We start from the raw sequence: 26,391 nt of genomic DNA, 5'->3' as shown, positions 1-26,391 counted from the left end.
GCGTGGCAGCGAAAGCGGTACGACAGTGGGAGCGGCGGCTGTCGTGCGCTCTGGGTGACTGCGCGGCCGACGCCCGGGTGGCCGGCGTCGCCCGCGCGCTGTCCTGGAGCGGGGAGCACGCGGCCGTCTGGCTCCTGGTCGGACTCGCCGGCGCCGCCACGGACCGTACGCAGCGGGAGCGTTGGCTCCGGGGCACCGGACTCGTGGGTGCCGCGCATCTGGCCAGCATGGGGATCAAGCGGGTCGTGCGCCGCCCGCGCCCCGAGCCGGCGGGCCGCGTCCCGCTCGTACGGACGGCGGGGCGGCACTCCTTCCCCAGCTCGCACGCCGCCTCCTCCGGTGCGGCGGCGCTGGCCCTGGGCGGACTGCGGTACGAGACGCCGCTGGCCGCGCTGGCCGCGCTGATCTGCGTCTCCCGGCTGGTCGCCGGTGTGCACCACCCCTCGGACGTGGTGGCGGGCGCTGCCCTGGGCGCGCTGGTCGTCCGGCTGGGTGCGGCCGCCCGGCCGCAGGACGCGCAGCCCCCGGCCCTGCCCGGCTCCGCGGCGCGGGCTGCGGAGGGGGCGGCCGGATGACCGAACGCTCCACGCTGACCGGCTCCCCCGGGCACCGGCCCGCCGGGACCGCCCCGGACCCCGACGCCGAGCAGACCGCCGAGCAGACGGTGGAGTCGCCGGCCGAGCAGAGCGCCGGACCGACCGCGGGGCCGGCTTCCGAGTCGCGCCTCGCCGTCGGCGCCGGACCGGCCGCCGGACAGCCGACCGGGTTCGCCGGGACCCTCCCCGGCGGGCTGCTGCTGACCGTACGGCCCCGCCAGTGGGTGAAGAACCTCCTCGTCCTCGCCGCGCCCGCCGCCGCCGGTGAACTGGCAGCAGTGCGCACGGTGCTCGCGCTCGCCCTCGTCTTCGCCCTGTTCACCGCGGCAGCGGCGGCCGTCTACCTGCTCAACGACGCCCGCGACGCGGAGGCGGACCGGGCCCACCCCGACAAGTGCCGCCGCCCCGTCGCCGCCGGAACCGTGCCGGTACCCCTCGCCTACGCCCTCGGCACCCTCCTCGCCCTGGCCTCCACCACAGCCGCCGCGCTGCTGTGCAACACCGCGACCGCGGCGCTGCTCGCGGGCTACGTGGTCATGCAGGTCGCCTACTGCCTGCGGCTCAAGCGCGTCCTGGTGATCGACCTGGCCGTGGTGACCGCCGGGTTCGTGATGCGTGCGATGTCCGGCGGGCTGGCGCTGGGCATTCCGCTCTCCCGCTGGTTCCTGATCACCGCCGGGTTCGGCGCGCTGTTCATGGTGGCGGGCAAGCGCTACTCGGAGGCGCTGCTGATGGGCGAGGGCGAGGGCGGCACCCGGGCACTGCTGCGCGAGTACACCGTCGGCTATCTGCGCTTCGTCTGGCAGCTCGCCGCCGGAGCCGCGGTGCTCGCCTACTGTCTCTGGGCGTTGGAGGACGGCACCGGCGCCGGGGCCACACTGTGCCGGCAACTCTCCATGGTGCCGCTGATCCTGGCGGTGCTGCGGTACGCCGTCTTCACCGACCGCGGCGCGTCCGGCTCCCCCGAGGACGTCCTGCTGCGCGACCCCCCGCTGGCGGTCACCGCGCTGTGCTGGGCGGCGCTGTACGGGCTGTCGGTCGCGGGGATGTAGACCGTGCGCGTCCGCGAGGTCCGGCGCCGTGCGCGGCGGCGAGGTCCGGCGCCGTGCGCGTCCAGGAAGCCGGGAGGGCCGGGCGTCGGAGGGGCCGCGCGGTGAGGGCGCCGAGTGCCCCCGCCTCCCGGGTGCCGCCGCGGCTCCGCGCGTTCTGCGCGGAGCTCGCCGGATTCGCCGCCGTCGGTGTCTTCGCCTTCCTCGCGGACCTCGGCGGCTTCCTGTGGCTGCGCGGTCCCGTCGGGATGGACCCGATGTACGCCAAGGCCCTGTCCTTCGTGGCGGGCGTCGCCGTCGCCTACACGGGCAACGCGCTGGGCCCCTACCGGCTGCGCGGCCGCCGGGTGGCCGGAGGCTGGCGGAGGTTCAGCGTCTTCGTGCTGGTCAACGCGGCGGGCGGGGCCGTGCAGCTCGGCTGCCTCGGCGTCTCCCGGCAGCTGCTGGGACTGACCTCCACCCTCGCCGACGTCGTCTCCGGCGCCGGAGTGGGCCTGGTGCTGGGCACCGCCGTGCGCTTCTGGGGGACCCGCACCCTGGTCTTCTCCGGCACGCGGGGCCCGGACGGTGCGCGCGGCCCGGAGGGTGCGCCGACCGCGCGGGGACGGTCGCGGGTCGACGGCGGGGCGGGGGCCGCGTGAGGGGCGGCCGGCCACCCCGGGGGCCCGCCCGCCGCCGGACACACCGTGCCTATGCGGGGCCCGCTGCGGTCCCCGGCGTCACCTGGCGGGCCGCCCGCTCCATCGCGCTGGCCAGCAGCGCCAGATCGGTCGGCCCGTTGCCCAACTCCCGTACCTGGCGGCGCGCCGGCGGGTCCCCGGCGCGCGCCCAGTCCAACGGCACCACCGTGGGCCGCAGCGTCGCGGTCCGGGGGATCCGGCCGGTGACCCGGCCCGCCTGGAAGGCGACCGGAACCCCGCCGACCACGGTGCCCTCCGGCCCCCGGCGCTGACGCAGCGTCAGCGTGCCCCGGCCGCGGGGCGTGCCCTCGGCGCCGCGTTCGCCGCCGGTCAGCTCCACATGCAGCGCCGCCGTACGGGCCGGCGCCGTGTGCACCGTGCGGTCGGCGCGGCCGGTCGCCGCGATCACATGCACGCCGAGCCGGCTCCCCGCCCGGGCCACCGCCTCCAGCGCCCGCACCACCGAACCGGCCGCGGGACGGCCGGGGTTGCCCAGCGCAGGGTCGACCAGCGTGTCGAAGTCGTCCACCAGCACTACGAGCCGGGGCGGCACACCACCGGGGCCCAGCGGGGAGGGCGACGTCAGCGCGGGCGCCGGGGCGTCGCCGTCCTGCCCACCGGTACGCCGGGAACCAGTCGCGTCAGGGGAGGAGTCGGCGCGGACTGCTTCGGCGCCGGACCCCTCACGGGCTGTCTCGGCGCGGGACGCCGCGGCCGTACCCGGCTCCGCGGGCGGCTGCTCACCGGGCCGCGCGTCGGCGCGCCGCAGCCGGAGCGTGCGCCGGGTGCCGTCCGGCTCGGGCTCCGCCGCCGTCCCGCCGCCCGGGACGGCTCGGTCGCCCGGGTCCGGTCGCCGCTCCGCCCCGCCCGCGGCCGCCGAGGGCGCCCCGGCGGGCTCGTCGGGCGCTCCGGCCTGCTGCGGCAGTGCCTCCAGCCCTCCGCCGCTTCCGCCGACATGCCTCCCGCCGCCCGGAGCCGTGCTCCCGCCCGCGGTGCGGTCCTCCGGGGCTCCGCCACCGTGCCCCCCGGGCCGGTGTGCGGCCACGGCGGTCCGCTCCTCGGGCGCCCGGGCGGGGGCCGGGACCTGCACGCTCTCCCCGGGCCGGGGCTCGGCGGCCGCTTCCCGTACCGGCTCCCGCTCGGGCGCCCGACGTGGCGCCACCACCCGTCCGGAGGGGCGGGCCGCCGACCGCACATACTCCTCGAAGCTGCTCTCGTCACCGATCAGTTCGGCCCGCCGCTTCAGCTCGGCGCTCAGCGACTGCGCGAACTGCCGCATCCGCACCGGGTCGCCCGCCGTCAGCCGCGCGGTGGTGTGCGGAAGCTCCTCGCACACCCGCAATCCGTCCCCGGCGTCCGCACCCGCGCCGTCCACCAGCACCAGCGCGAGCCGGTCCGGGCGCTCCCCGGCGGCGAGGGAGGCCGCCAGCGAACGGAGCAGTTCGGTCTTGCCGGATCCGGGGCCGCCGCTGACGAAGGCGTGGCCCGGCAGGGCGCGGTCCGCTCCGCCGGGGTCGCCCTCGGGGACGGCGGGTGCCATCCCGTCGGGCAGCGCCGACAGGTCCGAGAGGTCGGCTTCCAGCGGCCCGTGCGGACCGGCACCGAAGACCAGCGGGACCCGGCCCGCGGTGCCGGCGGCCCGCTCCGACCAGCGGGCGAGCAGTGCGGCGGGGGTCGCCCGGGCCAGCCCCAGCTCCTCCAGGAGCCGGCACTGCTCCGGCAGGGTCACCGTCGGGGTGGCCGACGCGCCGGTCCCCGCGCCCTCGGGTTCCCGCAGCGGGGCCAGCGCCCGCGCGAACCGCTCGGCCCACGCCGCCGACACTGCGTCCACGGTGGCCACGGGTCCACGCGGCGCACCCGGGCCGCCGCCCGCCGCGGCCGGCCGGCCGGTCCTGGCCTGCGGCGCCCCGCCGGCAGCCGGGGCCTGGCCGTCCAGCCGCTGCTGTCCGCGCGGTCCGGCGTGTCCCTCCCGGGCGTTGTGTCCGGCCTGTCCGTCCCGCCCGGCCGGTCCGTCCGGATGCTCCGGGGTGCCGTACGGAGCTGCCCGTCCGGTCGGGTGCAGGACCTTGACCGCCGTGGCGACGTCACCGCTCAGCAGGGCGACGGTGCCGCACTCGGCGAACCCGGGGCAGGCGCCGTCCGCCGCTTCGAGAGTCGCGGTCAGGGGCGAGGACGGGCTGGCGGGCGGTGTCTCGGCCAGGCAGAGCAGATGGATACCGGCGGCCGGGCCCTCCCGCGCCAGCCGGGCCATGCTCGCGCGCAGCGCCGCGGAGCCCGGGTCGCCGTCCACCACCACGACCGCGGCGGGGCCGCGGGTGCCCGAGTGGCGGGGGGCCGAGCCCTGGGCCTCCAGCCGCCGTACCAGCTCAGCCGTGCGCGCGGCGGCCTGGTCGTGGTCGTAGGCCGTCAGCAGCCCGCAGTCCTGGCCGTGCCCCGGGCGCAGATGGGGCAGCCAGCCGAGCCACGCCCACTCCTGCTGCCGCGCCCGGGCGCTGCGCGCCGGGTCGGCGGACAGCAGGACGATCTCCAGCGCGCTGGGCCCGTGCAGAGCCGTCAACTGCGCGAGCACGGACCGCGCCAGTCCGGCCAGCCGCGCCCGCGGCCCCGCCAGCCCGAGCGCGCCCGCTCGGCGCAGGTCCGCGGTGACCGCGTCGCCGTGCCCGCCGCCGCGGTGCGCGATACCGAGCCGCACGGTCAGCGCGTCCGGATGCTCCGGGCCCCGCTCCCACAGCCGGGGGCCCGGCCCGAGAGCGCTCAGCAGCACCGAGGCCGGGTCCGGCCAGCGCTTCGCGCCGCCGGGCGGGGTCGACAGGCTGTCGGCGGTGGCCTCCCGGCGGTTTCCGAGGCCCTCGGCCGGGTGCGCCGCGTAGCCGCTCGCGGTGCCGGAGCCGTAGCGCGTCGGCCCGTGCGGCTCGGGGTCGGGGTGCCGCGGGCCGCCACCGGGCGCCGCGACGGGACCGGCCGGCTCCGCGCGGGCGGTGAGGCGCCGGGCCCAGGCGCTCAGCCCCCGGCCTCTGCGGGCTGCCGCCTCTCCGCCGTCCGGCTCCGGCCCGGCGGCACCGGAATCCGCGCCGCCGGGCGGTACGAGGCCCGCGCCGTGTGTCATGTCGGCCCCGGGGAAGGGGCCGCCGGAGGCCGGTGCGTAGGAGTGCGCGGAGTGGCCCGGGCCGTCCCCGGTGCCCCAGTGTTCGGCCGCCCGAGGGGTGCCCCCGCGGGGGCCCGGCACCTCGCCGGAGGGGGCAGCCGGTTCCGGGTCAGCCGCGGTGCCGCTCCCGGCGGGCCGCTCGGGGAGGAGGCGGAGGCGCCCCTCGCCGTCCGGCGCCGTGGGCAGGGCCAGCGGTGCGGCCGGGCCGGAGGGGGCCGTGGCGGCGTCCGGCTGCGGGCCGGTACGGTTCGCGGCCTCCAGCCGGACGGTTGTCTCGCCGATGCGCAGCGTGGCGCCGGGGCGCAGCAGGACGGGCTGCCGGCCGACCGGGGTGCCCTCGACCGTGGTGCCGTTGGTGGAGCCGAGGTCGGTCACGGTGACCGTGCCGCCGTCGGTCACGGTGACGGCGCAGTGCAGCCGGGAGACGTCGGGATCGTCCAGCGGGACGTCGGCCTCCGCGCCGCGCCCGAGGTGGACCGTGCCGCCCTGCAGCAGGTGGATCCCGCCCGCGTCGGGGCCGCCGGTGACATGCAGCCGGGCTCGGGCCGAGCCGTATGCCGTCAGCGCCGTCACGGCGGCGCCGTGCGCGGGGAGCGCGGCGGGGGCGACAGGGGCGTGCAGGGAGATGAGCGCGCCGTCCAGCAGCGGGGGCTCGCCGATGATCTGGCGGTGCGGGTCGAGCCGCCGGGTCCCGGCGTAGACGACCACGGGCTCCTGCGCCGCCTCCTCCTGGCCCGCCGCCTCGTCCCCGGCGGAACCGGACGCGGCGGTCGCCGCGGCCAGCGCTGCCGCGGCCGAGGTCGCCAGCGCGCTGGTCACCGCCGACAGTACGGTGCCCGCCGGAGCCGTGATCAGTACGTTCGCCTGTCCGACCGGCTGGGCCGGGGGCTGTGCCGACTGCGGCCGGGCGGCGGGGCGTGCTGCCGGCCCCGTGCGGCCCCCGCCCGCGTCCGCCGTGCCGCGCGCGCCACGTGGCGCCGGCGCGACAGTCAGCCGGATCTGCATCTGCGCCTCCAGGTCCCGTCCGCGCCGCGCGCTCGGCGGGCAGCCCACCCACCGCGCTCACGCGCCGGCACATCGTCCGTACCACTGCATGCATACTCGCACCCGCGACCGACAGCGGAGCCGGTCCTGGCCATCCGCCCGATTCTGCCGCGCTGATGATCTTGACCGGGTGACGGCGCCGCCGCAACCATCGCCACCCCGCGTGCGTCTTCCGGGGGAGTCGTCCGGCCGGGCGTGCCCATCGGGCACCGACTCGTGCCCGATGGGCCGCGTCGGCAGCGCGCGTGCCCGGGAGCGGGTGCGAGCCTCGGCGCCGCCTTGCGCGGCGGCACTATTGTGGGCGGGATTGCAGAACGAGACCAGGGAGCGCATGACGTGCGGCCGGTAGGCAGCAAGTACCTGCTCGAAGAGCCGCTGGGGCGCGGCGCCACGGGCACCGTCTGGCGGGCCCGCCAGCGCGAGACGGCGGGCTCGGAGGCGGCGGTGGCCGGGCAGCCCGGCGAGACCGTCGCGATCAAGGTCCTCAAGGAGGAGCTCGCCAACGACCCCGACGTGGTGATGCGCTTCCTGCGGGAGCGCTCCGTGCTGCTGCGGCTGACGCACCACAACATCGTCAGAACCCGCGACCTCGTGGTCGAGGGCGATCTGCTGGCGCTCGTGATGGACCTCGTCGAGGGCCCGGACCTGCATCGCTACCTGCGCGAGAACGGCCCGTTCTCGCCCATCGCCGCCTGCTTGGTCACCGCGCAGGTGGCCGACGCGCTGGCCGCCAGCCACGCCGACGGCGTCGTACACCGGGACCTGAAGCCCGCGAACGTCCTGCTCACCGAGGACGAGAACGGCATGCGCCCGATGCTCACCGACTTCGGCATCGCCCGGCTCGCGGACTCGCCGGGGCTGACGCGTACCCAGGAGTTCGTCGGCACCCCCGCCTATGTCGCGCCCGAGTCGGCCGAGGGCCGCCCGCAGACCTCCGCGGTGGACGTCTACGGCGCGGGCATCCTGCTGTACGAGCTGGTCAGCGGCTACCCGCCGTTCAGCGGCGACAGCGCCCTCGCCGTCCTGCACCAGCATCTGGCACAGGAGCCCGAGCGCCCCGCGCACCTCCCCGACCCGCTGTGGACGGTCATCGAGCACTGCCTGCGCAAGAACCCGGACGAGCGGCCCAGCGCCGAGAACCTGGCGCGCGGCCTGCGGGCCGTCGCCGGCGGCATCGGCGCCCAGGCCACGCCGCAGGCCGCGGGCGCCGCGCTCGGGGTGGCCGCGCTGCTGGCGCCCGATCCGGCGCCCGCACCCGTCCCGGGGTCCGCGCCCGGCGCCCCGGCACCGGGCGGCGGGGGGCAGTACGATCCCGCGGCGCAGACGGACGTCCTGCCGCAGACGGGCGGCCCGCACGGCGCGCCCGGACAGTACGATCCGTCGGCCGAGACCAATGTGCTGCCGCAGACCGGCGGTCCGCAGGGTGGCTACGGGCAGGGGAGCCAGGGCGGCGCCGACTCCACCCGGGTCATGCCGCCGGTCCCGGGCGGTCCGCCGCAGGGCGGGCCGGGCGGGGCTCCGCAGCAGGACGGCCCCCACCCGTGGGAGAACCAGTTGCGTGCGGCCCGGGACCGCAACGAGCAGACCCAGTTCCAGCCGCTCGATCCCAGCATGGATCCGCTGCGCCGCCGCCCTCAGCGGCAGGCCCCGCCGCCTCCCGGCCCGCAGGACCACGGGCAGTACGGCGGGCAGGGGCAGTACGGCCAGTACGGGCAGCAGCCCGCGCAGCAGCCGCCGCAGCGCTATGAGCCGCAGCCGCCCAGGGGCCGGGAGCCCCGGCCGCAGCGGGACCCGAGGCCGCAGCGGGACCCGCGGCAAGGGAGGCCGCCGCGCGAGCCCCGGCAGCGTCGCGAGCCGCGGCAGCGCAGCGCCAACCCCATGCGCATTCCGGGGCTGGGTTGCCTCAAGGGGTGCCTGTTCCTCATCGTGATCCTCGTGGTGGCCGGAGTGCTGTTCTGGAATCTGACGGACGCTCCGCAGTGGTGGGCCGACGGCAAGAGCTTCTGGGAGTCGACGAAGGACGTGTTCCGCGAGATCGGGGACTTCTTCGACAAGGTCAACAGCTGAGGCGCCGGCCCGCCCGGCAGCCGAACCGGAATCCCGTGGCGCCGGACCTGAACACCGGCGACCATGGGGATTTGTCGACACCTGAAGGGGGATTTCCCCCTCAGAAGTGACAGTTACCGGCATCCGGGGCTCCCAACCCGGGCCCCGCCGCGTAGCTTTGTCGCCATGGCACGGAAGATCGGCAGTCGCTACACGGCACACCGCATTCTCGGCCGCGGCAGCGCCGGCACGGTGTGGCTCGGTGACGGACCGGAGGGTCCCGTCGCCATCAAGCTGCTGCGTGAGGACCTCGCCTCCGACCAGGATCTGGTCGAGCGGTTCGTGCAGGAGCGCAGCGCGCTGCTGTGCCTCGACCATCCGCGCGTCGTCGGCGTGCGCGACCTGGTCGTGGACGGCAACGAACTGGCCCTGGTCATGGACCTGGTGCGGGGCACCGATCTGCGCACCCGGCTGGAGCGGGACCGCCGCCTGGCGCCCGCCGCGGCGTGCGCCATCGCCGCCGACGTCGCCGACGCGCTGGCCGCCGCGCACGCCGCAGGGCTGGTGCACCGCGACGTGAAGCCGGAGAACGTGCTGCTGGACGCCTTGGCGCTGGAGGGACCCGGCGGGGCGCCGCCCGCGCTGCTGACCGATTTCGGCGTCGCCAAGCTCATCGACTCGCCCAGCCGCACCCGCGCCACCTCGATCATCGGCACTCCCGACTACCTGGCGCCCGAGATCGTCGAAGGGCTGCCGCCGCGCGCCGCCGTCGACATCTACGCGCTGGCGACCGTCGTCTACGAACTGCTGGCCGGTTTCACCCCGTTCGGCGGCGGCCACCCCGGCGCGGTGCTGCGCAGACATGTGACCGAGACCGTGGCGCCGCTGCCCGGCATCCCGGACGAGCTGTGGCAGCTTGTCCACCAGTGCCTCGCCAAGGCCCCCGCCTCCCGGCTGCGCGCCGCGGAGCTGGCGGCCCGGCTGCGCGAGCTGCAGCCGGCTCTGGAGGGGCTGCCGCCGCTCGACATCGACGAGCAGGGCGACGAATACGATGAATGCGACGAATACGCTGAATACCGTGAATACGGTGAACACGACGAGTTCGCCGAGTACGCAGACCACGACGCGTACCCCGATCACGACGAGTACGCGGGCGACGACGCCCACCCCGGCCACTCGCCGGGCGGGGACCGCGCGGGCGGCGCCGGAGGGGCGGCGCCCGATCGGCGTGCCGGTCCCGGCGCGGCGGCCGCCGCGGGCGGTGGCGCCGTGCCCCTCGTCCACTCGCGGGTCGGCCCGGACGCGAACCGGGACACCCACACGAGCATGCGGGTGCCCGGCGAGGACGAGCTGGCCGGCGGGGCGCACGGCACGGCACGCACGCCCCGCGCCGCGGGCGAGGCGCGCGCGGGGTCCGCGCGGCACCGGGCCGCTGTGCGGCGCAGACGGCTGAAAATAGGCGTTGCCGCCGCGCTGGCCGCCGTGGCCCTCGCGGTGGGCGGCTGGCTGGCCACCGCCGATGAGGACACCGGCTCGTTGCGGGTGCCCGCGTCCGGGTACCCGACGGACTGACCGGGGGCCGTGCGCCGGGTCCGGATGCGGAGCGCGCCGGCGCGTAGCAGCCTGGACGTGCCGAGCCGGACGCGGAGGTGCCGGAGCCGGCGGGCGGGTGCCCGGAGTGCCGCGGTCCGGCGGACGCCCCGGCACCGGTCGGATGTCCCGGACCGGAGCGCCCGGCCCACCGGCTGTATCGACCCGGCGAGTGGGCCGCACCGGACCGACCGGCCGCACCGGCAGGGCAGGAGGGAGGTGCCCATGGAGGACATGGCGGGCGCTCCGATGCTGCGCAGCGCGGGCGAGATCGCCCGGGCCCGGCAGGCGCTGCTCTCCCGGCACGCCCATGTGATGGAATCGGCGGCCGTCTCCCGGTGCGTGGGAGCCGACGCGGCCGACTGGCGGCGGTTCGGCCTGCACTGGGAGGACCTGGCGCCCGAAGGCCACGCCGCGTGGGACGACACGCACCGGCTGCGCCGCTACGGACACTTCTCGCTGGACCGCACCGGTGCGCTGCGCCCCACGCCGCACCCGGCCTTCGCGCAGCCCGGGGACACCGGCCCGCTCCCGCTCGGGGACGACGGCCACATCGAGCCGCTCACCGACGTCTTCGCTGCCGACCCGCTCTTCAAGGCGCTGGTGCGGATGCTGGGCCGGATCGCGAGCTGTCTGCAGGACGCCGGGGTGTGGAGCGTCAGAGCGCATCCGATCCGGGTCATCGCCTCGGCCGACCGGGCCGCGCTGCCCGTTCCCGAGGGGCGGCACCGTGCCGGGGCGACGCTGGTGAGTTCCCTGCTGGTCGGCAGGCAGAACGCCGTCGGCGGCCGGCACGTCGTCTACGCGCCCGACGGCACCCGGCTGCTGACCGCCACCCTGCACGAGCCGGGCAGCCTGTTGCTCGGCGACGACCGGGCCACCTTGCACGAGGTGGGCGCCGTCCGTCCGGCGGAGACCACCGCGCCCGCGCGCCGGGACGTGCTGGTGACCACGCTGACGGCACACCGCAGCGCGGAGCGTGACGCCCAAGTGGGCTAGGGCTGGGGTGGCGGCTTGCGGTTAGGGTGGGGAGCGTGGCAGTCGTCGATGTATCCGAAGAGCTGAAGTCCCTCTCCTCCACCATGGAGTCGATCGAGGCCGTCCTTGACCTGGGCAAAATGCGGTCAGACATCGCCGCGCTCGAGGAGCGGGCGGCGGCCCCCGACCTGTGGGACGACGTCGAGAACGCGCAGAAAGTGACCAGCCGGCTCTCCTACCTCCAGGGGCAGCTGCGCAGAGTCGAGGAGCTGCGGGGGCGTATCGACGACGTCGGGGTGCTCTTCGAGCTGGCCGAGAGCGAGGACGACGCGGACGCCCGCGCCGAGGCGGACAACGAGCTGGCGGCGGTCCGCAAGACCGTGGACGAGCTGGAGGTCCGCACGCTGCTGTCCGGTGAGTACGACCCGCGTGAGGCGGTCGTCAGTGTCCGGGCCGAGGCGGGTGGTGTGGATGCCGCCGACTTCGCCGAGCAGCTGATGCGCATGTATCTGCGCTGGGCCGAGCGCCGGGACTACCCCACCGAGGTGTTCGACATCTCCTACGCGGAGGAGGCGGGCATCAAGTCCGCGACCTTCACGGTGAAGGCGCCGTACGCCTACGGCACGCTCTCGGTGGAGCAGGGCACGCACCGGATGGTGCGCATCTCGCCGTTCGACAACCAGGGCCGCCGCCAGACCTCGTTCGCCGGGGTCGAGGTGCTTCCGGTCGTGGAGCAGGTGGACCACATCGACATTCCGGAGAACGAGCTGCGGATCGATGTCTTTCGCTCCTCGGGTCCCGGTGGCCAGTCGGTGAACACCACGGACTCGGCGGTGCGCATGACGCACCTGCCGACCGGCATCGTGGTCTCCTGCCAGAACGAGAAGTCGCAGATCCAGAACCGCGCCGCCGCCATGCGCGTCATGCAGGCACGACTGCTCGCCCACCGCCGCCAGGAGGAGCAGGCCAAGATGGACGCGCTCAAGGGCGACGGAGGCAACTCCTGGGGCAGCCAGATGCGTTCGTACGTCCTGCACCCGTATCAGATGGTCAAGGACCTGCGCACCGAGTACGAGGTGGGCAACCCGCAGGGCGTGCTCGACGGCGACATCGACAGCTTCCTGGAGGCCGGTATCCGCTGGCGCAAGCAGCAGGAGCAGGCCCAGAGCTGACGTCGCGTCAGGACCTCGCGGGGGGTCGGTGCCGGCACTCTTCGACGGATCTTCGCTTGACGCGCGTATGAGGGCTGGGGAAAGCTGTTGGCTCGGCATGCCTGTGTCAGGAGCGCATGAACGGGGCGAGAGAGCCCCGGTGAAGACGGCGGCAGTCCGGGTGGGGGTACGACATCGCCTCGACATCGCCTCGACGGCAAGCCCGGTGCGGATCGCGCTCCACGCGCAGCGGCCCCATCCACGAGTACAGCTACTGGGGGTAGTTGGAACATGAGCAAATCGAAGACGCGGCTGCGGGTCGCGCGGATCGCCGCAGCGGCCGTGTTCGCCGCGGGCGCCTCGCTGACCGCCGCAGGTGCCGCGCAGGCCGCCGATGTGTCGGACAACGGTGACTCCGGCGGCATCCTCGGCGGCATTTTCGGCGGTGGCGACAGCGACGGCGGCGGTGACAGCGGCGGCGACAGCGGCGGCGACAACGGCATCGGCGGCGGCGACGGCGGCATCGGCGGTGACGACGGCGGCATCGGCGGCACCGTCATCGGCGGCAACGACGGCGGTAACGGCAACGACGGCGGTGTCGCCGACGGCGGTAACGGCAACGACGGCGGTGTCGCCGACGGTGGCAACGGCAACGACGGCGGTGTCGCCGACGGTGGCAACGGCAACGACGGCGGTGTCGCCGACGGTGGCAACGGCAACGACGGCGGTAACGGCAACGGTGGCGACGCCAACAACGGCGGCAACGGCAACGGCGGCAACGGCAACGGCGGGAACGGCAACGGCGGGAACGGCGGCAACGGTGGCGGCGGCGAGGAGCCGGCGACCACCGGCGGTTCCGGCGGTGGCGGCGACGACACCTGCGACCTCGACGGTGACCAGGTGAAGTGCGAGGTCGGCACCAACCCGGACAGCGCGGGCAGCCAGCCGGTCCAGGACAGCAAGCCGGAGGCGCCGAAGGACGAGCTGGCCGAGACCGGTTCGGCCGAGACGACCTTCCTGCTGGTGGGCGCGGCGACGATGATCGCCGGTGGCGTCGGGTTCCGCCTGATGCCGAGGCTCGCCTCGCGGCGCACCGCCGCCTGAGGAGTCAGGCTCGCACCAGCGCGCCGGGGCGCGGGGGTCTCAGGACCGCCGCAACCCGGCGCGTTCGTGTTTTCCGGCGGTGACACGGCTCGCCGTCCCGGGGTAGGTCACCCGCCGGGACGGCGCTCGTGCACGGCGCACTTCCGCACCGTCACGCCGTGGCTACGCGCTGTGCCACAAGTGTTACTGCTATCAGTGCGGCAAGCAGGGCGATCAGCGCCGCCGGGGACAGATGCGCCAGCGGGGCCTCCCGGTGCAGTCGTTCCCGGTGGGCACGGCACACGGCGCAGCGCCCCTCGTTCACGGGCCCCGCGCAGTTGGCACACACCAGTCGATCGCATGTCATGCGAACTCCTCCTCAGTCGCGCCAACGACACCCGTGAGTGATTCGTTCCCCAGGGGTGCTCGATTCCACTCTGCCAGGTGAGGCGGCTCCACGCAGAAACAGGCAGGTGGGACGCGGGTGCGCGGCATGGGCGCGGGTGCCGCGTGCGCGGCACGCCACGCTTCGCGTATGGTCGCCCACACCGCTCCCGGCTGCCGCCGGAGAGCGTCCCAGGGGGCCGCACCGCGGTTTCCGTTGTCCCTACCCAGGTCGACGTGGTGTATCCGTGATCCGATTCGACAGCGTCTCCAAGTCCTATCCCAAGCAGAACCGCCCGGCGCTCCGCGATGTCTCGCTGGAGGTCGAGCGCGGCGAGTTCGTGTTCCTGGTGGGCTCCTCCGGTTCCGGCAAGTCCACCTTCCTGCGGCTGCTCCTGCGTGAGGAGCGGGCCAGCTCCGGCCAGGTGCATGTGCTCGGCAAGGACCTGGCGCGGCTGTCCAACTGGAAGGTGCCGCACATGCGGCGGCAGCTCGGCACGGTCTTCCAGGACTTCCGGTTGCTGGGCAACAAGACCGTCGGGGAGAACGTGGCCTTCGCGCTGGAGGTCATCGGCAAGTCGCGGGGCCAGATCCGCAAGACGGTCCCCGAGGTCCTCGACCTGGTCGGCCTGGGCGGCAAGGAGGAGCGGATGCCCGGCGAGCTGTCCGGCGGTGAGCAGCAGCGGGTCGCCATCGCGCGGGCCTTCGCCAACCGTCCGATGCTGCTGATCGCCGACGAGCCGACCGGCAACCTGGACCCGCAGACATCCGTCGGCATCATGAAGCTGCTCGACCGGATCAACCGCACGGGCACCACCGTGGTGATGGCCACCCACGATCAGCAGATCGTCGACCAGATGCGCAAGCGCGTCATCGAACTCGAGACGGGCCGCCTCGTGCGCGACCAGTCGCGCGGTGTCTACGGATACCAGCACTGAGGCGACTGAGGCACCGGCACCAGCACTGAGGAAAGGACGCCATGCGCGCCCAGTTCGTCCTGTCGGAGATCGGCGTCGGTCTCCGTCGCAATCTCACGATGACCTTCGCGGTGATCGTCTCGGTCGCCCTGTCGCTCGCGCTCGCGGGCGGCTCGCTGCTCGCCCAGGAGCAGGTGAGCACGATGAAGGGGTACTGGTTCGACAAGGTCCAGGTCTCGATCTACCTGTGCAACAAGAACGACGCCTCCTCGGACGACCCCAACTGCGCCAAGGGCGCGGTCACCCGGCAGCAGAAGAGCGAGATCAAGGCCGACCTGAAGAAGCTCGACGTCGTCGAGAAGGTCTACCACGAGTCCGCCGACCAGGCGTACAAGCTCTACAAGAAGCAGTTCAAGGACTCGCCGCTGGCGGCCTCGCTGACGCCGGACCAGATGCAGGAGTCCTACCGGGTCAAACTCAAGGACCCGACCAAGTACCAGGTCCTCCAGACCGCCTTCTCCGGCAGACAGGGCGTCCAGGAGGTACAGGACCAGCGCAAGACGCTGGAACCGCTCTTCAACCTCCTCAACGGTATGAACATCGCGGCCCTGTGCGTGATGTCGCTGATGTTGGTGGTCGCACTGCTGCTGATCGTCAACACCGTGCGGGTGTCGGCGTTCAGCAGGCGTCGCGAGACCGGGATCATGCGGCTGGTGGGCGCGTCCAGCTTCTACATCCAGATGCCGTTCATCCTGGAGGCCGCCATCGCGGGGCTGATCGGCGCCGGGTTGGCCTGTGTGCTGCTCGTCCTGGGCAAGTACTTCCTGATCAACAACTGGTTGCAGCAGAAGATCGTGCTGATCGAGTTCATCGGCTGGGACGCGGTGGCCGCGGTGATGCCGCTGATCCTCGCGGTGGGGCTGCTGATGCCTGCCGTGGCAGCCTTCTTCACCTTGCGCAAGTACCTGAAGGTGTGACGCAGGCCGCGGGGTGCCGTGCGCTCAACCCCCCCGTGAGGCGCCCCGCACTGGCCTACACTCCGGACCATGCCAGGCTCGTGGTTCCTCGACACGCGCCCGCGCCGACCCCGGCGCGGGGCCCTGACGATGGTCTTCGCCGGTGTGCTGGCGACCGGAGCCGCCACCGGAGCGTTCGGCGGGGAGCTGGCCGCCTTCGGGTCGGCCGCTCCCGGCAGCACCGCGCACGGCGCGGGACGCAGCGCGCTCGGCGGCCCGGCCGACGCCAAGGGCGAGTCCGCCGGCTCCCGCGGCGCCCGCGAGCGGGCCGGAGGCGACGCGGCCGACGCCGTGGTCAGCCGCAGCGGCGACCGCTGGTCCGCCGCCTACTCGGCCCGCGAATACGAGGGGCTGCGGCAGGCCCTCGACGGCTCCTACGTGGGAGTCGGCATCTCCGTGCGGCAGACCCGGGCCGACGCAGCGCGCGCCGACGGCTCCGGGAGCGGCGCCGCGGACGGGGAGAGCGCCACCGACCGCGCGGACGGTCAGCGCGCCGGGCGCGGTACCGCCGTGCGGGTGGAGCGGGTGCAGCCCGGCAGCCCCGCCGACCGCGCCGGAATCCGGGCGGGCGACCGGCTGCGCTCGGTCGCCGGCCGGCCCGTGACGGGCAAGCCGGTCACCGCCGTGGTGGCGCTGCTGCGCGGCTCCGACCCGGATTCCCCCGCCGACGCGGCCGACCCCGGCACCCGCGTCCGGCTCCACGTCACCCGCGGCGGCCGCGACCTGCACCGCACGCTGCGGCGGGAGCGGCTGACGACGGAGTCGGTGCGGGTGGACCGGGTCGGCGACGGCGTCACCCGGGTCGCGATCCGCTCCTTCACCCGGGGCTCGGGTGAACAGGTGCGCAAGGCGGTCCGCGAGCGGGTACCGGAGACCGGGCCCGTCCTGCTGGACCTGCGGGGCAACTCCGGCGGCCTGGTCGACGAGGCGGTCACCGCGGCCGGGGCCTTCCTCGACGGCGGTCTCGTCGCCACCTACGACGACGACGGTACCGAGCATGCGCTGTACGCCGAGGACGACGCGGAGCGCCCCGGCGACGTCGAGCGGCGCCCGCTGGTCGTGCTGGTCGACGGCGGGACGATGAGCGCCGCCGAGATGCTCACCGGCGCGCTGCAGGACCGGGGCCGCGCCGTCGTGGTCGGCTCGCGCACCTTCGGCAAGGGGTCGGTGCAGATGCCCCGCCCCCAGTCCGACGGCTCGGTCGCCGAACTGACGGTCGGTCACTACACGACTCCGTCGGGTCGCGACGTGGAGGGGCGCGGCATCGCACCCGACCTCTCGGTGCGCAGCAGGGGCGACTCCATGGAGCGGGCCAGGACAGTATTGAGTGGCCTCGAGGCCCGGTCGTAGTGGGAGAATGGACCGGCTATGGCGAAGATGAAGACGACACGGACCAAAGCCAAGGCCAAGGCCAAGGACGACAAGGACGCCCGGAAGCTCATCGCGCAGAACAAGAAGGCGCGGCATGACTACCTCGTGCTGGACACGTACGAGTGCGGCATCGTACTGACGGGCACCGAGGTCAAGTCGCTGCGGCAGGGCCGTGCCTCGCTCGTCGACGGCTTCGCCCAGCTCGACGGCGGCGAGGCCTGGCTGCACAACGTGCACATCCCGGAGTACGCGCAGGGCACCTGGACCAATCACGCGGCCAGGCGCAAGCGGAAGCTGCTGCTCCATCGGGCCGAGATCGACAAGCTCACCGGCAAGCTCCAGGAGACCGGCTACACCCTGGTCCCGCTCCAGCTCTACTTCTACCGGGGCCGGGCCAAGGTGGAGATCGCCCTGGCCAAGGGCAAGAAGGAGTACGACAAGCGGCAAACGCTCCGCGAGAAGCAGGACCGCCGCGAGGCGGAACGTGCCGTCTCGGCGGCCCGCCGCCGCCAGCGCGCTACCGTCTGAGGCAGGGGCCTCGCATCACGGTCCCCTGTCGGCGCCGAAAGGGTTGGCGTCTGTGCGGCCGGGTCACGTATCATGGCAGCAGTATGACGGCACCGCCCGCAAGGGCGGATGTGCAGATTGTCAACTCAACACGGGGATGATCGGTTTCGACAGCGAACGTCGAAGCAGGGGAAGCGAGCCGAGGAACGCGGCAATGATCTCGTTAACCATGTGCCGCAAAAAAATAATCGCCAACACCAAGCGCGATTCCTTCGCCCTCGCTGCCTGAGCAGCGACCTGCGAAGTGTCAGCCCGGGGTAGTTCCCGCCCCGGTTCCTGGCATCAGCTAAGGGAACTCACCGCGTAGGTCCGGTCACGGGACCTACCGGGACATCGAACAGTGACTGGGCCCGTCGGAGACTTGTCCGCGTGATCTCCGGGGCCGAGAAAATCGCAGCGGACTGCGCTCGGAGAAGCCCTGTTTCCACTTCGTTGGACGCGGGTTCGATTCCCGCCATCTCCACGAAGGCGAAAGGCGAGGTGTGCCCACGGAAAGCGTGGGCGGCCTCGCCTTCGTCGTTTCTGCGCGGCTGTCGCCGCGCGTGCGGGGGCTTCGCCACCCGCGGCCCCCTTCGCCGCGTGCGGGGTGCCCCGTGGGGTGTGCTCGCGGAGGCGAAAGGCGAGGTGTGCTCACGGAAAGCGTGGGCGGCCTCGCCTTCGTCGTTTCTGCGCGGCTGTCGCCGCGCGTGCGGGGGCTTCGCCGCCGAATCCTCGTGTTCGGTCTTTCCTTACGGCTCTGACCTGCTCTTTCCCCACCCGCGGCAGCGTGCTGTGATGGGGGGATGCAACGGGTCGGGGTCATGGACAGCTTGCCGGCGCGGCTCTTCCTGCTCGCGTGCGAGGTGGAGAAGGAGCAGCTCAAGTGGGGCGACCAGCTCGGTTACGCGATACGGGCGGGCACCCTCGCGGAGCTGGAGGCGCGGGGCTGCGTCGCGGACGAGGGAGGCAAGGTCCGGGTCCGCGCGGTGGGCGGCCGCCGCACGGGGGACCCCGTGCTCGACGGTGCGCTCCGGGTCATCACCGAGCATCCCCGCGCCCGCCGCTGGCACACCTGGGTGCAGCGGGAACGCCGCCAGACTTGCCTCGCGGTGGAGGAGCAGCTGGCAGCCGCCGGAGTGATCCGGGTCGAGAGCAGGGCGCTGCGCCGCAAGCGGATCACGGTGTGTGACCAGAGTCTTCCGGGGGCGCTGCGCGAGGAGGCCGTCGCGACGCTGACCGGCGGTGAGCCCGTGGCGCGGGTCGAGCCGTCGCGGGCGGCGCTGGCCTCGTTCGCCGCGCTGGCCCGGCTCTGCCCGGAGCTGGGCTGGCGGGTGCGGCACCAGAACCGCCGCCGCCTCAGGGAGCTGACCGCGCGGGCGGGGGTTGCCGGGCCGGCGCTGAAGAAGGCGATGGACGCGCGGGCCGCGGCCAACAATGCGGGGGCGGCGGGGGGCTGATTCCGTCGCCCGGGGCATCTACTCTGGGCGCAGAGCCCTGCCCCGGTGCACAGCAGGCCCGCGGAAGGAGTGCCGCATGGTCGTCCGCAGCACGGATCCGGCTCCGGAGCCCCTGGGGCCCTCGTCGCTGACCTGGAAGTACTTCGGGGACTGGCGCGGAGTGCTGCTGGCACCGTGGGCGGGGGCGCTGCAGAACATGCACCCTCAGCTCGGCGCGGGGGTGGCCGAGCACTCCCGGTTCTTCGAGGAGCGCTGGCAGCGGCTGTTCCGTTCGCTCTACCCCATCGGGGGCGTGGTCTACGACGGGCCGCGCGCGGCGGCGACAGCGCGGCAGGTGCGCGGCTACCACCGAACGGTCAAGGGCACCGACGGTGCCGGCCGCCCGTACCACGCGCTCGACCCCGACACCTTCTACTGGGCGCACGCCACCTTCTTCGTGCTCACGCTGCTGGTCGCCGACCGGATCGGTCCGGGCCTGACGGAGGCGGAGAAGCGGCAGCTGTTCGACGAGCATGTGCAGTGGTGGCGGCTGTACGGCATGAGCATGCGGCCCGTACCGCCCGACTGGGAGGCGTTCCAGGAGTACTGGACGCGGATGACCGAGGAGGTGCTGGAGGACAACCGGCCCACCCGCGACGTGCTGGATCTGCGGCTGCTCGCGAAACCGCCCGCGCTGCGGCTGCTGCCGGACGCGGTGTGGCGCCTGGTGCGGGGCCCGCAGGCGCGCGCCACGGTGTGGTTCACCGTCGGATTCTTCCCGCCCGCGGTGCGCCACCGGCTGGGCTACCGGTGGACCGACCGCGACGAGCGGCGGCTGCGCAGGGTCGGACGGCTCGTGCACCACGGCTGGAAGCTGGTCCCGCCCGCGCGCCGCTACCACCCCAGGGCGCGCGCGGGCTGGGAGCGGGCCCTGGGCCGCGGGCCCCGCAGCGCGCCGCCGGTGGAGACGCCGGACCGCAATCTGCCGCCGCCTCAGGAGCGTGGCCTGCCCCAGCACTACGTCCCCCCGGTGTGAGCGGTCACCCGGGTGCGGCGGGCGGACACGGCCGGCAGGGTGGCGAGCGCCGCCGCCGTTGCCGCCGCCACCAGGGGGACGCCGTACGCCCACCCGGCGGAGCCGAGTGATTCCGCGGCCCGGCCCCCGGCGGCCGAGCCGGCGGCGATCCCGCCGAGCAGCGCGGTGACGGCGAGCGTCATGCCCTCGTTGAGCCGCCCGGCGGGCGTGAGCCGCTGGACCACTGCCATGCCGGTGACCATCGTCGGCGCGGTCGCCATACCTGCCACGAGGAGCGCCCCGGCCACCACCGGGAGTGGGGCCGTCAGCGCGGCGAGCAGCGGCAGGACGGCCAGCGCGGCCATGGCGGCGGTGCAGACTGCCAGCCGCCGCCGGTCGGAACGGGCGGGCGGCAGAGTGCCGAACGCGAGCCCGGCGAGGGCGGATCCGGCCGCCTGGCAGGCGAGGACGGCGCCGCCCGCCGTTCGGTGCCCCTGCCCGTCCGCATAGGCGAGGGTGACGACTTCCAGGGCGCCGAACACGGCCCCGGTGGCGGCGAAGACGAGCAGCAGCGCCGGTATCCCGGGCTGCCGCAGGGGTGCGGATCCGGCCCGGTTCCGCTCCTCGCCGGGCGGGGGTTCCGTCGAGCGCCGCCCCAGGAAGAGCAGCGTGCCGGTGAGCAGCAGTGCGCAGCCGGCCAGGGTTCCGGCCTCCGGGAAGAGCGCGGTGCACAGGAGGGCGGCGAGGACCGGCCCGAGCATGAAGCACAGCTCGTCGGCGGCCTGTTCGAACGAGTTCGCGGTGTGCCGGGCGGCCGGGTCGCGGCGCAGCAGATGCGCCCAGCGGGCGCGGGCCATGCCGCCGGTGTTGGGGGTGGTGGCGGTGGCGGCGTACGCGGCGAACAGCGTCCAGACCGGCGCCCTGGTGTGGACACAGACCACGAGGGCCAGCGAGCCGAGCAGCGCGAGCAGAGTCGCCGGCAGGGCGGCCCGGGACTGTCCGTGGCGGTCGACGGCGCGTGCCACGAGCGGTCCGGTCAGCGCGGTGGCCGCCAGGCCGGTCGCGGTGACGCTGCCGGCGAGCGCGTACGAGCCGTACGCGTCCGCGATCATCAGCACGGCGCTGACGGTGAACATGCCCATGGGCAGCCGGGCGAGGAGTCCGCCGAGCGTGAAGCCGCGAGCGCCGGGGTGGGCGAACAGCCGGGCGTACGGGCCCGCCGGGCGCGGGGCCGCGCCGCCTGACGCTGCCGGGCCCTCGACCGGTGCCGGGCCGTCGGCCCGTGCCGCGGAGGGCACGACCACCAGGGTGCCGCCGACGACGGCGTACCGCGGCCGGGCCGGAACGGGAGGACGAGGGGAGACGCGGGGGAGGGGCATGCGTCCAGCGTTGCCGGGGACGACCGGCGCGGTCCAACACCTGTTGGCGGCCCTTTCACGCATCTGTGTTGTGGATCGGGACCGGCCCGCTTACCGTCTCCTGGTGTCCGACGACCTCTCCCCGCGTCGGCTGCGGGCGTTCGTGGCCGTCGCCGAGGAGCTGCACTTCACCCGCGCCGCGGCCCGGCTGTACGTGGCGCAGCAGGCACTCAGCCGCGACATCCGGGCGCTGGAGCGCGAGTTGGGTGCCGTGCTGTTCGTGCGCAGTACTCGGCAGGTGGAGCTCACGGCGGAGGGTGAGCGGCTGCTCCCGTACGCCCGCCGGACCCTGGCCGCCCACGACGAACTCGCCGCCGCCTTCGCTGGGGACGGTACGCGGGGCGGTCGGCCGCTGGCCGTCGACGTGGCGGCTCCGGTCTCCACCGGGCAGCGGGTGCTGGAGGCGGCACGCGAGGCGGCACCGGCCCTCGAGTTCGTCGCCCGCTACTACAGCGGGCTCACCGCGGCCGCCGCCGACATCCTCGCCGGCCGGCTCGATGTCGCCTTCGGCCGCGTCGCCGGGCTGCCGCCCGAGACCCTCTCCGGCCTGGAGCACGCCCTGGTGCGCTACGAGCGGACGGCTGTGCTGCTGCCGGAACAGCACCGGCTCGCCGGGCTGGACGAGGTGCCGCTGGCGGAGCTGGCGGGCGAGACGCTGTACGCCGGCGCCGGGAACGACGGCACCGCCGAGTGGACCTCCTACGCGCGTGCCCTGTTCGCGGAGCGGGGCATCCGACTGGCCGCGCCCTTCCCGAAGATCGAGGGGGAGCGGGAGTTCGCCCGGGTGGTGCGGGCGAAGGGCTGGTCGGTGCTGGCGACATCGGTCTTCGTCGGAGTCGAGGGCATGGTCCTGCGGCCGCTGACCGCTCCGGTGCCGCTCTCCCCGGTGTCCATGGTGTGGCGCCGCGGGCTGCGGCACCCCGGCCTGACCGCCCTGCGGCAGGCGGCACACGGGGCGGCAGCGGCCGAGGACTGGCTGCGGCGCCCTCCGGAGGGCTGGCTCCCGGTCCATGACGAGGCCCTCCACCGCTGACCGACGCGGCGTTCCCCGGAGCGCCCGGTCCCGCGGTCGCGCGCCCCTGCCCCGGCCCCCTCGGTACGCGTCGTGGACGGCAGGCGCGCCGCGCGAGGCGGATTCGTACCGCGCCGGGCGGAGCCGTGCCACGCCGCCGGATGAAGGCGTGCCGCACCGACCGGCCCGGGCTCCCGGGACGACACGCAGGCACCGCGCGAGCCCTGGCCGAGGCACCCCGTTCGGTACATTGAGACGCCAGTGCGTGACCAGCCGGGCGTGCCGACGGCCGTCTCCGAGCTCATGAACCTCGCAGGCGAGGCAACGTGTTCCATCTGAGTGCGCCGATCGTGACCGTGTTCCTCGTCTACGTGGTCGCCGTGCTCGCCATCGGTGTCCGCGCCTACACCCGCACCCGCACCTTCGCCGACTTCGCCCTCGGCGGCCGCAGGCTGAGCGCGTACGTCGCCGCGCTGTCCGCCGGGGCCAGTGACATGTCCGGCTGGCTGTTCCTCGCCCTGCCCGGCGCGGTCTACGCCGGCGGCCTCGGTGCCGCCTGGATCGCGGCCGGCCTGGCCGTCGGCACCTATCTCAACTGGCTGTTCGTCGCGCCGCGGCTGCGCACCTACACCGAGCGCGCCGAGAACGCGGTCAGCCTCTCCGCGTACCTGGAGGAGCGGTTCGAGGACCGCACCCGGATGCTCCGGATGGTCTCGGCCGCGGTCACCCTGGTGTTCTTCACCGTCTATGTCGCCAGCGGACTGGTGGCCGGGGGGCTGCTGTCCCAGTACGTCTTCGACATCCGCTTCGGACTCGGGGTGACGCTGACCGCCCTGGTGATCGCCATCTACTCGTGCCTCGGCGGCTTCCTCGCCGTGAGCCTGACACACGTGATGCAGGGCCTGCTGATGCTCTGCGCCCTGATCGTGCTCCCGGCGGTCGGTCTCACGGCGGTCGGCGGATTCGGCGCACTCGGCTCCACCCTCGGTGACAAGAAGGTGGGCCTGCTCGACATGGGCTCCGACGTCCACTACGCGGACGGCCAGTGGTCGGCGGGCGGAGAGCTCGGCATCGTCGCGATCGTCTCGCTGCTCGCCTGGGGCCTCGGATACTTCGGCCAGCCGCACATCCTGGCCCGCTTCATGGGCATCCGCAGCATCCGCGCCGTGCCGGCGGCCCGCCGCATCGGCACCGGCTGGGTCGTCCTCGTGCTCGGCGGCGCCACCCTCGTCGGCCTGGTGGGCATCGCCGAACTCGACACGCCGCTCACCTCCCCGGACAGGGTGTTCATCGTGCTGAGCCGCACGCTGCTCGACCCCTGGGTCGCCGGCGTGATGCTGGTCGCCGTGCTGGCCGCCGTGATGTCGACCGCGGACAGCCAACTCCTCGTGTCGTCCGTGGCCCTGACGGAGGACTTCTACCGCGCGTTCCTCAACCGGACCGCCTCGGACAAGGTCCTGGTGCGGGTCGGCCGCTCCGCGGTCGGCGTGGTGATCCTGGCGGCCTTCGCGATCGCGCTCCAAGGCGACGGGCTGCTGAGCATCGTCGCCTACGCCTGGGCGGGCTTCGGTGCCGCCTTCGGCCCCGTCGTCCTCCTCTCGTTGTACTGGCCGCGGATGACCTGGGCGGGGGCCATGGCCGGGATCGTGGCGGGGGCCGCCACGGTGCTCCTGTGGAAGCGGATCAACCCGTTGCTCGGGCCGCTGGAGTCGGGCCTCTACGAGATGGTCCCGGGCGTGCTCGTCGCCACCTGTGCCGCACTGCTGTTCGGCAGGTTCGTCGGCCGACCGCCCCGGCGCGCCTTCTGGCGGATGCCGGGCGGCGGGATGAGCCAGTTGATGCTCAGCCCGTTCCTCAACCATGCGCCGGCCGGCATCGCCGTGCTGGATTCGGACCTGCGCTACGTCTGGGTGAACGAGGCGTTGGACCGGCTGGTCCCGCTGGAGCAGCGACTGGGGCGGCAGATCAGCGAAGTGCTGCCCGGGCCGGTGGCGGAGGCGTTCGAAGCGACGATGCGCTCCGTCCTGGAGACCGGCGAGCCCGTCATGGACCACGAGTTCCGCGGCCCGCACTACCCGGACCCGTACCGCAAACGTGCGTACTCCGCCTCCATCTTCGTGATGACGGACCGCCAGAACCGGCACGTGGGGATCTGGTACATGCTCATCGACGTCACCGAACGCTGGCAGGCGCAGGAGCGGCTGGCCCTGCTGAACGACGCCGCTGCCCGCATCGGCAGCACGCTGGACGTGACCCGCACCGCCCAGGAACTGGCCGACGAGGCCGTCCCGTCCCTCGCCGACTTCGTCTCCGTCGACGTGCTGGAGTCGGTCATGAAGGGAGAGGAACCGGCCCCCGGACCGGTCGGCATGACACCCGTGCTGCGCCGCGCGGGACAGCAGTCGGTGCGCGAGGGCTGCCCGGAGGCGACCCGCGCCGTGGGCGAAGCGGTCCAGCGCGCCCCGGACTCGCCCGTCACCCGCTGCCTGCTGGAGAGCAGAACCCTGGTGGACCGGACGCTGGACCCCGACACCAGCCCCTGGGTGACCGAGGACGAGTCCCTCGGCGCCTCCATCCGCGCCTTCGGTATCCGCTCGGTGGTGGTGATCCCGGTGCGGGCACGCGGCGTCACCCTCGGAGTGGCGACGTTCGCCCGACCCGCCCACCGGGACCCCTTCGAGGCGGACGACGTGCGCCTGGCCGAGGAGATCGTCGCCCACGCCGCGGTGTGCGTCGACAACGCGCGCCGCTTCACCCGGGAGCGCACCGCGGCACGTTCCATGCAGCGGTCCCTGCTGCCGCAGCAGTTGACGGCGGGGAACGCGCTGACAGTGGCGTCCTGGTACCTTCCGGCGGACGTCCCCAGCGGCGTGGGCGGCGACTGGTTCGACGTCATCCCGCTCTCCGGAGCCCGGGTCGCCCTCGTCATCGGCGACGTGGTCGGACACGGCATCAACGCGGCGGCGACCATGGGCCGGCTGCGGACCGCGGTACGCACCCTCGCCAACCTGGACCTCCCACCCGACGAGCTCCTCGCCCACCTGGACGACCTGGTCATCGGCCTCATGGGAGCGCACAGCAGCGAGGAGCCGATCTCGGCCGAGGACGAGACCGCCGTCACCGCGTTCCTCGGGGCCACCTGCCTGTTCGCCGTGTACGACCCGGTCAGCAGACGGTGCACCCTCGCCCGGGCCGGCCACCTCCCACCCGTGATCGTCGGCCCCGACGGCGGCGTCGACATCGTGGAACTGCCCGTCGGACCGCCGCTCGGCCTGGGATACCTCCCCTTCGAGTCCGCCGAACGGGAGCTGCCCGAGGGAAGCCTGCTCGCCCTCTACACCGACGGCCTCATCGAGACCTACGACCGGGACATCGACGTCGGGCTCACCCGGCTGAGCGAAGCCCTCGCCGAGCCCGGTCCCAGCCTGGAGACCATCGGCCACAACGCCCTGGACGCCCTGCTGACCGGCCCACCCGTCGACGACGCCGCCCTGCTGCTGGCCCGCACCCGGGTGCTGCCCACGGACCGCGTCGTCTCCTGGGACCTGCCCAGCGACCCGGCCGCCGTCGGACGCGCCCGCGCCGCTGCCGGAGAACAGCTGACCCGGTGGAGCCTGGAGGAACTGACCTTCACCACCGAACTCATCGTCAGCGAGCTGGTCACCAACGCCATCCGCCACGCAACCGGACCGGTCTGCCTCCGCCTGATCCTCGACCGCGGCCTGATCTGCGAGGTCTCCGACGCCAGCAGCACCTCCCCGCGACTGCGGCACGCCCGCACCACCGACGAGGGCGGCCGTGGCCTGCTGCTGGTGGCCCAGCTCGCCCAACGCTGGGGCACTCGCCACACGGCGACCGGTAAGATCATCTGGACGGAGCAGGCCGTCCCCGGCCCCGCGAACGCCTGACGGCTG

At 74.4% G+C, this 26,391-nt stretch carries 19 protein-coding genes and 1 other RNA gene; 17 read left to right on the top strand and 3 right to left on the bottom strand.

The features are described 5' to 3' along the window. Positions 1-38 precede the first annotated feature (38 nt). From P2424_RS11445 to P2424_RS11435, 3 genes are all read left to right on the top strand, one after another. Positions 39-575, top strand: a complete 537-nt coding sequence (locus P2424_RS11445; RefSeq protein WP_276478931.1) for a phosphatase PAP2 family protein — start codon at positions 39-41, stop codon at positions 573-575. Beyond that, positions 572-1,648: a decaprenyl-phosphate phosphoribosyltransferase gene (locus P2424_RS11440; RefSeq protein WP_276475650.1), complete on the top strand. Its 1,077-nt coding sequence runs from the start codon at positions 572-574 to the stop codon at positions 1,646-1,648. Before P2424_RS11445 ends, P2424_RS11440 begins: the two co-directional genes overlap by 4 nt. A 101-nt stretch (positions 1,649-1,749) precedes the next feature. Next, positions 1,750-2,286 carry a GtrA family protein gene (locus tag P2424_RS11435; protein ID WP_276475649.1) on the top strand — a complete coding sequence of 179 codons (537 nt, stop codon included), beginning with the start codon at positions 1,750-1,752 and terminating at the stop codon, positions 2,284-2,286. Between the two features lie 49 nt (positions 2,287-2,335). On the opposite strand, the gene P2424_RS11430 is transcribed toward P2424_RS11435, so the two are convergent. After that, on the bottom strand, positions 2,336-6,475 hold the full coding sequence (locus P2424_RS11430) for an FHA domain-containing protein (protein WP_276475648.1): 4,140 nt from the start codon (positions 6,473-6,475) through the stop codon (positions 2,336-2,338). Positions 6,476-6,850: 375 nt separating this feature from the next. On the opposite strand from P2424_RS11430, the gene P2424_RS11425 reads away from it, so the two are divergent. From P2424_RS11425 to P2424_RS11405, 5 genes are all read left to right on the top strand, one after another. Next, the gene (locus P2424_RS11425) at positions 6,851-8,581 is read left to right on the top strand and encodes a serine/threonine-protein kinase (RefSeq protein WP_276475647.1); all 1,731 of its coding nucleotides are present in this window, start codon (positions 6,851-6,853) and stop codon (positions 8,579-8,581) included. 165 nt (positions 8,582-8,746) lie between these two features. Next, on the top strand, positions 8,747-10,132 hold the full coding sequence (locus P2424_RS11420) for a serine/threonine-protein kinase (protein ID WP_276475646.1): 1,386 nt from the start codon (positions 8,747-8,749) through the stop codon (positions 10,130-10,132). Positions 10,133-10,375: 243 nt separating this feature from the next. After that, positions 10,376-11,149, top strand: a complete 774-nt coding sequence (locus P2424_RS11415) for a 2OG-Fe dioxygenase family protein (RefSeq protein WP_276475645.1) — start codon at positions 10,376-10,378, stop codon at positions 11,147-11,149. Positions 11,150-11,184: 35 nt separating this feature from the next. Then, on the top strand, positions 11,185-12,300 hold the full coding sequence (gene prfB / locus P2424_RS11410; RefSeq protein ID WP_276475644.1) for a peptide chain release factor 2: 1,116 nt from the start codon (positions 11,185-11,187) through the stop codon (positions 12,298-12,300). A gap of 270 nt (positions 12,301-12,570) precedes the next feature. Beyond that, positions 12,571-13,383 (top strand): collagen-like protein, encoded by an 813-nt coding sequence (locus P2424_RS11405; RefSeq protein ID WP_276475643.1) that lies wholly within the window; start codon positions 12,571-12,573, stop codon positions 13,381-13,383. A gap of 151 nt (positions 13,384-13,534) precedes the next feature. Here the strand turns inward: P2424_RS11405 and P2424_RS11400 are convergent, their stop codons facing one another. After that, complete coding sequence (locus P2424_RS11400) at positions 13,535-13,729, bottom strand: hypothetical protein (protein ID WP_078534678.1); 195 nt, start codon at positions 13,727-13,729, stop codon at positions 13,535-13,537. A gap of 265 nt (positions 13,730-13,994) precedes the next feature. On the opposite strand from P2424_RS11400, the gene ftsE reads away from it, so the two are divergent. The 7 genes from ftsE (at position 13,995) to P2424_RS11365 (ending at position 20,068) form a co-directional block, all read left to right on the top strand. After that, positions 13,995-14,684 (top strand): cell division ATP-binding protein FtsE, encoded by a 690-nt coding sequence (ftsE, locus tag P2424_RS11395; protein ID WP_075003567.1) that lies wholly within the window; start codon positions 13,995-13,997, stop codon positions 14,682-14,684. Between the two features lie 41 nt (positions 14,685-14,725). Beyond that, the gene (gene ftsX / locus P2424_RS11390) at positions 14,726-15,640 is read left to right on the top strand and encodes a permease-like cell division protein FtsX (protein WP_276475642.1); all 915 of its coding nucleotides are present in this window, start codon (positions 14,726-14,728) and stop codon (positions 15,638-15,640) included. A 69-nt stretch (positions 15,641-15,709) separates the two neighbouring features. Next, a complete protein-coding gene (locus P2424_RS11385; protein WP_276475641.1) occupies positions 15,710-17,029 on the top strand; it encodes a S41 family peptidase in 1,320 nt (439 codons plus the stop codon). A gap of 27 nt (positions 17,030-17,056) precedes the next feature. Next, positions 17,057-17,578 carry an SsrA-binding protein SmpB gene (gene smpB / locus P2424_RS11380; RefSeq protein ID WP_276478930.1) on the top strand — a complete coding sequence of 174 codons (522 nt, stop codon included), beginning with the start codon at positions 17,057-17,059 and terminating at the stop codon, positions 17,576-17,578. Positions 17,579-17,710: 132 nt separating this feature from the next. Then, positions 17,711-18,083, top strand: a transfer-messenger RNA (tmRNA) gene (gene ssrA, locus P2424_RS11375). A 334-nt stretch (positions 18,084-18,417) separates the two neighbouring features. Continuing rightward, positions 18,418-19,053 carry a GPP34 family phosphoprotein gene (locus P2424_RS11370; RefSeq protein WP_276475640.1) on the top strand — a complete coding sequence of 212 codons (636 nt, stop codon included), beginning with the start codon at positions 18,418-18,420 and terminating at the stop codon, positions 19,051-19,053. Between the two features lie 76 nt (positions 19,054-19,129). Then, a complete protein-coding gene (locus P2424_RS11365) occupies positions 19,130-20,068 on the top strand; it encodes an oxygenase MpaB family protein (RefSeq protein ID WP_276475639.1) in 939 nt (312 codons plus the stop codon). On the opposite strand, the gene P2424_RS11360 is transcribed toward P2424_RS11365, so the two are convergent. Further along, on the bottom strand, positions 20,050-21,426 hold the full coding sequence (locus tag P2424_RS11360) for an MFS transporter (RefSeq protein ID WP_276475638.1): 1,377 nt from the start codon (positions 21,424-21,426) through the stop codon (positions 20,050-20,052). The genes P2424_RS11365 and P2424_RS11360 overlap by 19 nt on opposite strands. 103 nt (positions 21,427-21,529) lie before the next feature. Here P2424_RS11360 and P2424_RS11355 point away from each other — a divergent pair, with 103 nt between their 5' ends. Beyond that, the gene (locus tag P2424_RS11355) at positions 21,530-22,498 is read left to right on the top strand and encodes a LysR family transcriptional regulator (RefSeq protein ID WP_276475637.1); all 969 of its coding nucleotides are present in this window, start codon (positions 21,530-21,532) and stop codon (positions 22,496-22,498) included. A 305-nt stretch (positions 22,499-22,803) separates the two neighbouring features. Beyond that, a complete protein-coding gene (gene putP, locus P2424_RS11350) occupies positions 22,804-26,385 on the top strand; it encodes a sodium/proline symporter PutP (protein ID WP_276475636.1) in 3,582 nt (1,193 codons plus the stop codon). The last annotated feature ends 6 nt before the right edge of the window (positions 26,386-26,391 follow it).

Source organism: Streptomyces sp. WMMB303, assembly GCF_029351045.1.
In the GTDB taxonomy this organism is placed as follows: Bacteria; Actinomycetota; Actinomycetes; order Streptomycetales; family Streptomycetaceae; genus Streptomyces.
The sequence above is the reverse complement of the archived record's forward strand: the minus strand, read 5'-3'. Positions and strand labels throughout refer to the sequence as shown.

What these genes read in the sequence shown, in the direction of transcription:
- P2424_RS11405 (WP_276475643.1), top strand. Translation starts at nt 12,571, where the DNA reads ATGAGCAAATCGAAGACGCGGCTGCGGGTCGCGCGGATCGCCGCAGCG.
- P2424_RS11360 (WP_276475638.1), bottom strand. Translation starts at nt 21,426, where the DNA reads ATGCCCCTCCCCCGCGTCTCCCCTCGTCCTCCCGTTCCGGCCCGGCCG.
- P2424_RS11370 (WP_276475640.1), top strand. Translation starts at nt 18,418, where the DNA reads ATGGACAGCTTGCCGGCGCGGCTCTTCCTGCTCGCGTGCGAGGTGGAG.
- P2424_RS11440 (WP_276475650.1), top strand. Translation starts at nt 572, where the DNA reads ATGACCGAACGCTCCACGCTGACCGGCTCCCCCGGGCACCGGCCCGCC.
- P2424_RS11420 (WP_276475646.1), top strand. Translation starts at nt 8,747, where the DNA reads ATGGCACGGAAGATCGGCAGTCGCTACACGGCACACCGCATTCTCGGC.
- P2424_RS11365 (WP_276475639.1), top strand. Translation starts at nt 19,130, where the DNA reads ATGGTCGTCCGCAGCACGGATCCGGCTCCGGAGCCCCTGGGGCCCTCG.
- P2424_RS11430 (WP_276475648.1), bottom strand. Translation starts at nt 6,475, where the DNA reads ATGCAGATCCGGCTGACTGTCGCGCCGGCGCCACGTGGCGCGCGCGGC.
- smpB (WP_276478930.1), top strand. Translation starts at nt 17,057, where the DNA reads ATGAAGACGACACGGACCAAAGCCAAGGCCAAGGCCAAGGACGACAAG.
- P2424_RS11400 (WP_078534678.1), bottom strand. Translation starts at nt 13,729, where the DNA reads ATGACATGCGATCGACTGGTGTGTGCCAACTGCGCGGGGCCCGTGAAC.
- P2424_RS11415 (WP_276475645.1), top strand. Translation starts at nt 10,376, where the DNA reads ATGGAGGACATGGCGGGCGCTCCGATGCTGCGCAGCGCGGGCGAGATC.
- P2424_RS11385 (WP_276475641.1), top strand. Translation starts at nt 15,710, where the DNA reads ATGCCAGGCTCGTGGTTCCTCGACACGCGCCCGCGCCGACCCCGGCGC.
- ftsX (WP_276475642.1), top strand. Translation starts at nt 14,726, where the DNA reads ATGCGCGCCCAGTTCGTCCTGTCGGAGATCGGCGTCGGTCTCCGTCGC.